This is a genomic window from Roseovarius sp. MMSF_3281, from assembly GCF_030733685.1.
In the GTDB taxonomy this organism is placed as follows: domain Bacteria; phylum Pseudomonadota; class Alphaproteobacteria; order Rhodobacterales; family Rhodobacteraceae; genus Roseovarius.
The window spans coordinates 1-8,340 of the sequence record NZ_JASHIM010000049.1 but is presented as its reverse complement, the minus strand read 5'-3'; the positions used below and the strand labels follow the sequence as shown (position 1 = coordinate 8,340).

8 protein-coding genes and 1 pseudogene are annotated in these 8,340 nt (G+C 64.9%); 5 read left to right on the top strand and 4 right to left on the bottom strand.

What is annotated here, in order from left to right; genetic code table 11:
* A pseudogene (locus RBB32_RS21190) lies at positions 1-167 on the bottom strand (glutamine amidotransferase); the annotation flags it as partial.
* A gap of 212 nt (positions 168-379) precedes the next feature.
* Between RBB32_RS21190 and RBB32_RS21185 the strand changes: the two are divergent.
* Positions 380-1,597 carry a 3-deoxy-D-manno-octulosonic acid transferase gene (locus tag RBB32_RS21185; RefSeq protein WP_306155747.1) on the top strand — a complete coding sequence of 406 codons (1,218 nt, stop codon included), beginning with the start codon at positions 380-382 and terminating at the stop codon, positions 1,595-1,597.
* A complete protein-coding gene (lpxK, locus tag RBB32_RS21180) occupies positions 1,597-2,601 on the top strand; it encodes a tetraacyldisaccharide 4'-kinase (protein WP_306155745.1) in 1,005 nt (334 codons plus the stop codon). The genes RBB32_RS21185 and lpxK overlap by 1 nt, the downstream gene beginning before the upstream one ends.
* 80 nt (positions 2,602-2,681) lie before the next feature.
* Here lpxK and rpe read toward each other — a convergent pair whose 3' ends face one another.
* Together rpe and RBB32_RS21170 are read right to left on the bottom strand one after the other, a co-directional pair.
* A complete protein-coding gene (gene rpe, locus RBB32_RS21175; RefSeq protein ID WP_306155737.1) occupies positions 2,682-3,365 on the bottom strand; it encodes a ribulose-phosphate 3-epimerase in 684 nt (227 codons plus the stop codon).
* 59 nt (positions 3,366-3,424) lie between these two features.
* Positions 3,425-4,252 carry an SDR family NAD(P)-dependent oxidoreductase gene (locus RBB32_RS21170; protein ID WP_306155735.1) on the bottom strand — a complete coding sequence of 276 codons (828 nt, stop codon included), beginning with the start codon at positions 4,250-4,252 and terminating at the stop codon, positions 3,425-3,427.
* 70 nt (positions 4,253-4,322) lie between these two features.
* Here RBB32_RS21170 and RBB32_RS21165 point away from each other — a divergent pair, with 70 nt between their 5' ends.
* Both RBB32_RS21165 and RBB32_RS21160 read left to right on the top strand, forming a co-directional pair.
* Positions 4,323-5,966 carry a long-chain fatty acid--CoA ligase gene (locus RBB32_RS21165; protein ID WP_306155733.1) on the top strand — a complete coding sequence of 548 codons (1,644 nt, stop codon included), beginning with the start codon at positions 4,323-4,325 and terminating at the stop codon, positions 5,964-5,966.
* A complete protein-coding gene (locus tag RBB32_RS21160) occupies positions 5,963-6,376 on the top strand; it encodes a PaaI family thioesterase (RefSeq protein WP_306155731.1) in 414 nt (137 codons plus the stop codon). The genes RBB32_RS21165 and RBB32_RS21160 overlap by 4 nt, the downstream gene beginning before the upstream one ends.
* Before the next feature lie 38 nt (positions 6,377-6,414).
* Here RBB32_RS21160 and RBB32_RS21155 read toward each other — a convergent pair whose 3' ends face one another.
* Complete coding sequence (locus RBB32_RS21155; protein WP_306155729.1) at positions 6,415-6,822, bottom strand: NUDIX hydrolase; 408 nt, start codon at positions 6,820-6,822, stop codon at positions 6,415-6,417.
* A 103-nt stretch (positions 6,823-6,925) separates the two neighbouring features.
* Here RBB32_RS21155 and RBB32_RS21150 point away from each other — a divergent pair, with 103 nt between their 5' ends.
* A complete protein-coding gene (locus RBB32_RS21150) occupies positions 6,926-8,179 on the top strand; it encodes a DNA polymerase IV (protein ID WP_306155728.1) in 1,254 nt (417 codons plus the stop codon).
* Positions 8,180-8,340 lie beyond the last annotated feature (161 nt).

Here is an 8,340-nt window from a genome sequence, read left to right as displayed (position 1 = left end):
CCCGCCAGGTCGTCCAGGTCCAGATCGGCGGGCAAGGGCGCCCGATCCAGCCGCACGCGCCTTGCCTGCCCCTCGTCCAATCCGCCTTTGCGCAGGATCGCCGCGAATTCATCATCGGCGGCCTCGCACTCGGGGCGCAATTGCAGGATCAAAAAGGGCTTGCTCATGCTTGGCGGGCCTCGCACTCATCTCGGGTCAGAACCCACTCGCGCATCTACCGCCCCCCGTCAAGATGGCACAGCGCCCCTTCCGCTTGACGCGGCAAAGCAATAGAATAGGGTCAGCGGCCACGCCGGACCCGCCCAAGGACACTACGCCATGGCCTCGTGCCCCGCCCATTTGCCCCGTTCTCAAACGCCCTTCACGACGGGCTAACCGCATGGCGACCTCTCTCTCGCTCTCGGCCTACCTGGCCTATGCCCGACGTGGCGGCAACGGTCACAGCACCCCCAGCATCCCGCGCCCCAAGGGCGCGGTGATCTGGGCCCATGCCGTCGATGCAGGGCGCGCCGATGCCTTGGTGCAACTGGCCGAACGCCTCGCGGCGCAACGGCCGGGCCTTCACATGGTGCTCACCACGCCCGAGGATAGCGCCCCGGTCAACCGCCACAGCAAATCGGTCATCCTGCAGCCCCTGCCGGAAGATACGATTGCCAGCGCCGAAGCCTTCCTGAACCACTGGCAACCCGCGCTTTGCCTGTGGACCGGCGGCAATCTGCTCCCTGCCCTGCTCAGTTGTGCGGACAAGGCCGATGTCCCGCTCTACCTCGTGGATGCCGAGGACACCCTCCTCACCCGCCGCAGCTGGCGCTGGATCCCGGATATGCCACGCGCCCTGCTTGGCCTTTTCACCCAGGTCATGGCCCGGGATGACACGACCGCGCGCATGCTGCGCCGCTTCGGCCTCGGGGACGAGGATATCGCCATTACCGGCCCCTTCCGCGAAGGCACCGTTTCACTGCCCTACAACGAAACCGACCGCGAAGAGCTGGCCGGGCTGTTGCGTGGGCGGCCGGTCTGGCTTGCCGCCATGGCTCACCCCGATGAACTGCCCACCATCCTCGACGCCCACCGCCAGGTCAGCCGACAGGCCCACCGCTCGCTTCTGGTCCTTGTGCCCGACGACAAGGCCCAAAGCCCCGATTTCCTGGCGAAGCTCACCGAAGACGGCTGGCGCCATGTGCTATGGTCCGAAGGGGCCCTGCCCGAGGAAACGACCCAGGTGCTTCTGGCCGATACCCATGGCGAAATGGGGCTATGGTATCGCATCGCGCAGATCACCCTGATGGGCAGTTCGCTGAAGGCCGGGCAGTGGGGCCGCGATCCGAATGAACCCGCCGCCCATGGCTCGGCCATCCTCTATGGCCCCAATGTGCGCCGCTACCTGTCCAGCTATTCGCGCTACGCCGAGGCGGGCGCTGCCCGCATCGTCAAGGATGCCGACAGCCTCGCCGCCGCCGTGCTGTCGCTGATCCCGCCCGATAAATCCGCCGCCATGGCCCATGCCGCCTGGGATGTGGCCTCCGAAGGGGCCGGTGTCACCGATCAAATCCTCGACCTGGTGCAAGACACCCTTGATGCACTGGAGGGCGAGTGATGCGCACCCCCCGCTTCTGGTTCAAACCGCCCGGCCGCCCCGGCCTGCGCGCGCGCCTGCTGGCCCCTTTGGGCCACCTCTATGCCAGGGCCACCGCCCGCCGCGTGGCCCGCGCGCCCAGGGTCCGGCCCTGCGTTCCGGTGATCTGCGTCGGTAACCTGAATGCGGGTGGCACCGGCAAAACCCCCACCGTGATCGCCCTCGTGCAATGGCTTGTCGAACAGGGACTGACGCCGGGCGTCATCTCGCGCGGCCACGGCGGTTCGCTCCCCGGCCCGGTCGAGGTCAACGAACGCAGCCACAACTACGAAGAGGTGGGCGATGAACCCCTCCTCATCGCCGCCTTCGCCCGCACATGGATCGCCAAGGATCGCGCCTCCGCCGCCCAAGCGGCCGAGGCCGCAGGCGTCGATGTGATCGTCATGGACGACGGCCACCAGAACCCTGACGTGGCCAAGGATATCACCCTGATCGTGGTGGATGCCGCCAAGGGCTTCGGCAATGCCCGCTGCCTGCCCGCAGGCCCGCTGCGCGAACCCATCGGCCCCGGCCTCGCCCGCGCCGACCTGCTGCTCTCCATCGGCCCGCCCCCCGCGCAAGAGCAATTCGCGGAAACCTATGGCCGGCATATCGCCATTCCCCACCTCACCGGCCGGCTTGAGCCGCTGCAAACCGGGATGGACTGGTCCGACATGCGCGCGCTGGCCTTCGCGGGCATCGGCCACCCGGGCAAATTCTTCGCCACCCTGCAAAGCCTCGGGGCCACCCTCGCCCGCGGCGAGGCGCTGGAAGATCACCAACCGCTCACCCAATCGCTGATGACCCGGCTGGAAGGCGAGGCGAAACTCCTGGGCGCGCAACTGGTGACCACGGAAAAAGACGCCGTGCGCCTGCCCAAGGATTTCCGGCAAAAGGTCATCACCCTGCCCGTGCGCCTGAAAATCGACGACCTGACGCCGCTCAAAGACGCGCTCGATCAGGCTTTGCAGCCCTCCTCGCAGTGAGGCCGCCCAGCTTCATCTTTCCCAAAATACTCTGGGGGAGTCGCCCGCAGGGCGGCGGGGGGAAAGCCCCCGAAACCACCTCAGCCCGCGACAGCCGCCCGAATGGCGCGGATATTCTCGCCATAAGGCGCGGGGTCGCTCACGCTGCCGCCCTTGAACACCGCCGAACCGGCGACAAGAACATCCGCCCCCGCCGCTGTCATCAAGGGCGCGGTCTCGGGGGTGATCCCGCCGTCGATCTCGATATGAATGGGCCGGTCGCCGATCATCTCGCGCAAGCGGCGCACCTTCTCCACTTGGCTATGGATAAACTTCTGCCCGCCAAAGCCGGGGTTCACCGTCATCACGCAAACCAGGTCCACCATGTCCAGAAGGTAGTCCACCTCCTCCAGCCCCGTCGCCGGGTTCAGCGCAAGGCCCGCCTTGCACCCCGCCCCGCGAATGGCCTGAAGCGTGCGGTGGGTATGCGCGCCCGCCTCCAGGTGCGCGGTCAACACATCCGCCCCCGCCTCGGCGAAAGCCTCGATATAGGGGTCCACCGGCGCAATCATCAAATGCACATCCATCACCGTGTTGATGTGCTTGGCAATGGCCGCACACATCGGCGGCCCGAAGGTCAGGTTCGGCACGAAATGCCCGTCCATCACATCCACATGAATCCAATCCGCGCCCTGCGCCTCGACGGCTTCGATCTCCTGGCCGAAGTTGGCGAAATCGGCGGATAGGATGGATGGTGCAATCTTGACGGTGCGGTCGAACGACATGGCAAATGCTCCCCTTGGCTGCCCTGCACATGCGGCCTCGACGCGCGAAGGTCAAGACCTCACGGCAGGCTCAACCGGGCCATCCGCCCGCCATCCACGTTCCAGACCTGCCCGGTGACAAAACCCGCCGCATCCGACAAAAGCCAGACGACGAGGGCCGCCACCTCCTCGGCGCGACCCGTCCGGCCCAGCGGATGAATACCACCGATCCTTGCGCGAAACGCCGCCGGATCACCAAGGCTTTCGATGAGATCGTTGTTCAGCTCGGTATCAATCCACCCCGGTGCCACCGCGTTGCACCGCACACCGTCAGTGCCATGATCCACCGCCACGGCCCGCGTCAGGGCATGCAAGCCCCCCTTGCTGGCACAATAGGCCGGGTGGCGCGGGTTCGCCCCCACCCCCTCGATCGAGCCGATGTTCACGATCGCCCCACCGCCTTGTTTCAAGTGCGGCATGGCGTGGCGGATCATCATGAACGGCGCCGTCAGGTTCACCTGAAGCGTCGCCGCCCAGTCGGCCTCGGAGGTTTCCTCCACCGTGCCTTCGCGCATCAACCCGGCACAATTCACCAGCATGTCCAACCGCCCGGCCCGCTCGATCACCTCGCCGATAATCCGCTCGGGGCACCCCGGGTCCATGAAATCCGCCGCGATCCCCTCGTGCACCGGTTCATCCCCGCGCTGCGCGGTAAACACCCGCGCGCCGCCCGCTGCCAAAAGCGCCGCGGTCGCCGCGCCCATACCGCTGCGCCCGCCGGTAACCAGCGCAACCTTGCCGTCAAAATCCTGCATCTCGCCCTCCGCACGGTTCGCATTCACCAAACACACCACAAGGCCAATGCCAATACCGTGCAAATCCCGACGCACCCGGGTCGTTTCATGCACGGCAATTGAACCCTCCCCGCTTTCGTGCCACCGTCACCGAACCGCGCGACGGGGGGAGGAGACCAACCAGATGAAAGGCACGATGCAGCATCGCCCGCTGAGGATCATTGATATCCTCACCCACGCCGCCGAAGCCTTTGTCGATCAAGGCATCATCTCGGCCCGGGACGAGGGCGATATTCACCACGCCACCTATCCTGAAATCCTGCAACGCACCGCGCAACTGGCCCATGCCCTCGACGCGCTTGGCCTGCAAATGGGCGACCGCGTGGCGACATTGGCATGGAACACCCACCGCCATGTTGAGCTTTACTATGCCCTCGCGGGCATCGGCGCGGTCTGCCACACGGTGAACCCGCGCTTTTCGCCCGAACAGATGGCCTATATCCTCAATCACGCGGGCGATAGCATCCTGTGCATCGACCCAAGCCTCGTGCCAGTGGCCGAGGCCGTGGCCCACGGGGCCCCCAAGGGCCTGCGCTACATCATCCTGACCGACCGGGCGCATATGCCCGACACCCCCCTCGACGCGCTCTGCTACGAAGACCTGTTGACCGGGCAGCCCACAACCTGCGACTGGCCCGAGTTCCCCGAGGACACCGCCTCGGGCCTGTGCTACACTTCCGGCACCACGGGCAACCCCAAGGGCGCGCTCTATTCCCATCGCTCAACGGTGCTTCACGCCCTGACCGTGCCACTGGCCCAAACCAGCAGTTTCGCCGCCGGCAAACGGGTGATGCCCGTCGTCCCGATGTTCCACGTCAACGCATGGGGCCTGCCCTACAACGCGCCGCTCACAGGCATGACCATGGTCATGCCGGGCCGCCACCTTGATGGGCCAAGCCTCTGGCAACTGATGGAAGACCACGATGTCTATTCCGCTTGGGGCGTGCCCACCGTCTGGGCCGGGCTTCTGGCCGAGATCGAGGCCAAAACCCGTGCCCCCCATGCCTTCCGCGATCTGGTGGTCGGCGGCTCCGCCGCCCCCGCCAGCATGACCGAGGCTTACGAGGGCTTCGGCGTCACCGTGTCCCAAGCCTGGGGCATGACGGAAATGAGCCCCATCGGCACCCATGGCGTTGTCCCGCCCCGGCTGCAAGACGCGCCGCTCTCCGAGCAGATGCAAATCAAGACCAGCGCGGGCCGCCGCAAATTCGGCCTCGATTTCAAACTGGTCGATGACGACGGCAACCGCGTCCCCCACGATGGCGAATCCGTGGGCGAACTTTACGTGCGCGGCAACACCGTCATCACCGGCTATTACGAAAACCCCGAGGCCACCAAGGCGGCGATGGATGCCGAGGGATGGTTCGGCACCGGCGATGTCGCCTCCCTTACCCCCGAAGGACAGCTTATCATCCACGACCGCGCCAAGGATCTGGTCAAATCGGGGGGCGAATGGATTTCCTCCATCGACCTTGAAAACGCCGCCATCTCGCACCCCTTGGTGAAAACCTGCGCCATCATCGCCGTTCCACACCCCAAATGGGGTGAACGCCCGGTTCTCGTGGTGGTCCCCGAGGGCGACACGCGGCCCAGCCTGGGTGACATTCACAGCCACATGGGCGATCACTTCGCCAAATGGCAGCTACCTGATGATCTTCTCTTCGCCGATGACCTCCCCCTCACGGCCACCGGCAAAATCTCCAAGCTCACCCTGCGCCGGCAGTGCGCCGATTACAGCCACCCCGACTTGCGAAAGAACGACACATGACACAGGACAACAGTCACCTGTTTGAAAAACCCTCTGCCATGGCGGCGCATCTTGGGATTGAGACAACCGACTGGCAAAAGGGCTACGCCCGCGTCGAAGTGCCCATCGCCCCGCATGTCGCCAACCGGCAAGGCCTCCCTCACGGCGGGCTACACGCCACCTTGATGGATACCGCCATGGGCTTTGCCGGATGTTTCACGGGCGACCCCGACAAAAGCCAAATGGCGCTCACCCTGTCGATGACCGTCAACTACATCAGCCAAGCACAAGGCACGCGCCTGATTGCCGAAGGTCACGTTACGGGCGGCGGGCGCAAAACCTTTTTTGCCAAGGCCGAGGTGACGGATGATCTGGGAAACCTGATTGCGACCGCCACGGGTGTCTTTCGCTACCGGGGGACACCCTCGTAAGGTCTGGAGGTCTGATCTGGGCGCGCGACCGGCGCGCATCACCCCTGTGGCCCCTCCTCCAGAACCGTCCTCACTCTCTCGGCAAAATGCGGGATTGCCTCGTCATGCGCCACGAATGCCTCCGGCGCCATCAGGCACCATCCCACACCCTCTCCGCCAAACCGCACGCCCCGCGCCCGCCCCGGCGCCAGCCATGCCGCGAAAAACCAAACCGGGCGCGGCGCCTCGTAAAACCGCCGCCAGCGTAAATCCTCCGGTTCCAGCCACAGGCCGATTTCCTCGCGGGTTTCGCGCAAGACACAGGCTTCGGCGGTTTCGTCGCCCTCGCGTCCACCGCCCGGCAGGTCCAGATATCCCGGCCAAGGGATTCCCGGCGTATGATCGCGCCGCAGGATCAGCAATTCGGCTCCCAGAAACAGGATCAGCTTGGCTCCCTCGAACTGCATCGCGCCCCCAAACACCGGTTTCGTACGAAACTCTGCATACCGGGGATGAGTTTCGTACGAAACCCACGTACAATTCGTACGACTCGTACAACTTGGCCATGCCATGCCCTCACTTTGCCGCGATTGCCTTGAAACCTTCGATAGCGCTGCCCGCTGCCCCGCCTGCGGCAGCCCGCGGGTCATCGCGCATGACGAACTTTTCGACCTCTCCATCGCCCATATGGATTGCGATGCCTTCTATGCCAGCGTCGAGAAACGCGACGATCCCAGCCTCGAAGGCAAGCCCCTCATCATCGGCGGCGGGCGGCGCGGAGTTGTCTCAACCGCTTGTTATATCGCAAGAATTCGCGGCGTCCGCTCAGCCATGCCGATGTTCAAGGCGCTCAGGCTCTGCCCCGATGCCGTGGTCCTCAAGCCCCGGATGGAGGTCTATGCGCAGGTCTCCCGCCAAATCCGCGCCCTGATGCAGGATCTCACCCCCGCCATCGAACCCCTCTCGCTGGACGAGGCCTTTCTCGACCTCACCGGCACCACCCGCCTGCACGGCGCCCCCCCCGCCGTGATGCTTGCCAAACTGGTCAAATCCATGCGCAGCGAATTGGGCGTCACGGGCTCTATCGGCTTGAGTCATAACAAGTTTTTGGCAAAAATTGCCTCTGACCTGGACAAGCCACACGGCTTTTCGGTGATCGGTCAGGCCGAAACCGCCGCCTTCCTGCACGACAAGCCCGTGGGCCTCATCTGGGGCGTCGGCACCGCCACCCGCAGCGCGCTCGACACCGCGGGCATCCGCACCATCTCGGATTTGCTGCGCTGGGATCACACCGATCTGATTGCGCGGTTCGGGTCAATGGGCGACCGTCTCTGGCACCTTGCGCGGGGGCAGGACGCCCGCCGCGTCAGCGCAAGTTCCCCAATGAAATCAATATCTAACGAAACTACTTTTCCCGAGGATACCGCCGACCTCGACATTCTCGACGGTCACCTTTGGCGGCTTTCCGAAAAGGTCTCGGACCGCGCCAAGGCCAAGGGCATCGCCGGCCGCGTGGTCACGCTCAAGCTCAAACGCGCCAATCACGCCATCCTCACCCGCCGCACCGCCTTGCGCGATGCCACCCAACTGGCCGACACGCTCTACCGCACAGCGCGCAGGCTCATGGACCAGGTCGAAGGCGACGCCCCCTACCGCCTGATCGGCGTGGGCCTCTCGGACTTCGTCTCGCAAGACAGTGCCGACCTCTCGGGCGATCTGCTCGACCCGAACGCCAATGCCCGCGCCAGCGCGGAACGCGCCACGGACTCGATCCGCGAAAAGTTCGGCGCAGGCGCCATCCTCAAAGGCCGCGCCCTGCGCTAAGACGACTCCACGCCGCGTATTTTTCATCTTTCCAAAATACTCCCGCCGGAGGGGTATTCTTCTTGTGTCATACGTTCTCACTGAGTGCCACCGGAATTAATCTTCCTTAAATCTCAATAACTTAATGTCTCACTGCATCCCGGAATGAGCCGGGCAGTGTC

Bases quoted from the DNA above. Each gene is read 5' to 3' on its own strand.
- RBB32_RS21155 (WP_306155729.1), bottom strand. From the start codon at position 6,822: ATGCAGTTCGAGGGAGCCAAGCTGATCCTGTTTCTGGGAGCCGAATTG.
- RBB32_RS21150 (WP_306155728.1), top strand. From the start codon at position 6,926: ATGCCCTCACTTTGCCGCGATTGCCTTGAAACCTTCGATAGCGCTGCC.
- RBB32_RS21185 (WP_306155747.1), top strand. From the start codon at position 380: ATGGCGACCTCTCTCTCGCTCTCGGCCTACCTGGCCTATGCCCGACGT.
- lpxK (WP_306155745.1), top strand. From the start codon at position 1,597: ATGCGCACCCCCCGCTTCTGGTTCAAACCGCCCGGCCGCCCCGGCCTG.
- RBB32_RS21165 (WP_306155733.1), top strand. From the start codon at position 4,323: ATGAAAGGCACGATGCAGCATCGCCCGCTGAGGATCATTGATATCCTC.
- RBB32_RS21160 (WP_306155731.1), top strand. From the start codon at position 5,963: ATGACACAGGACAACAGTCACCTGTTTGAAAAACCCTCTGCCATGGCG.
- rpe (WP_306155737.1), bottom strand. From the start codon at position 3,365: ATGTCGTTCGACCGCACCGTCAAGATTGCACCATCCATCCTATCCGCC.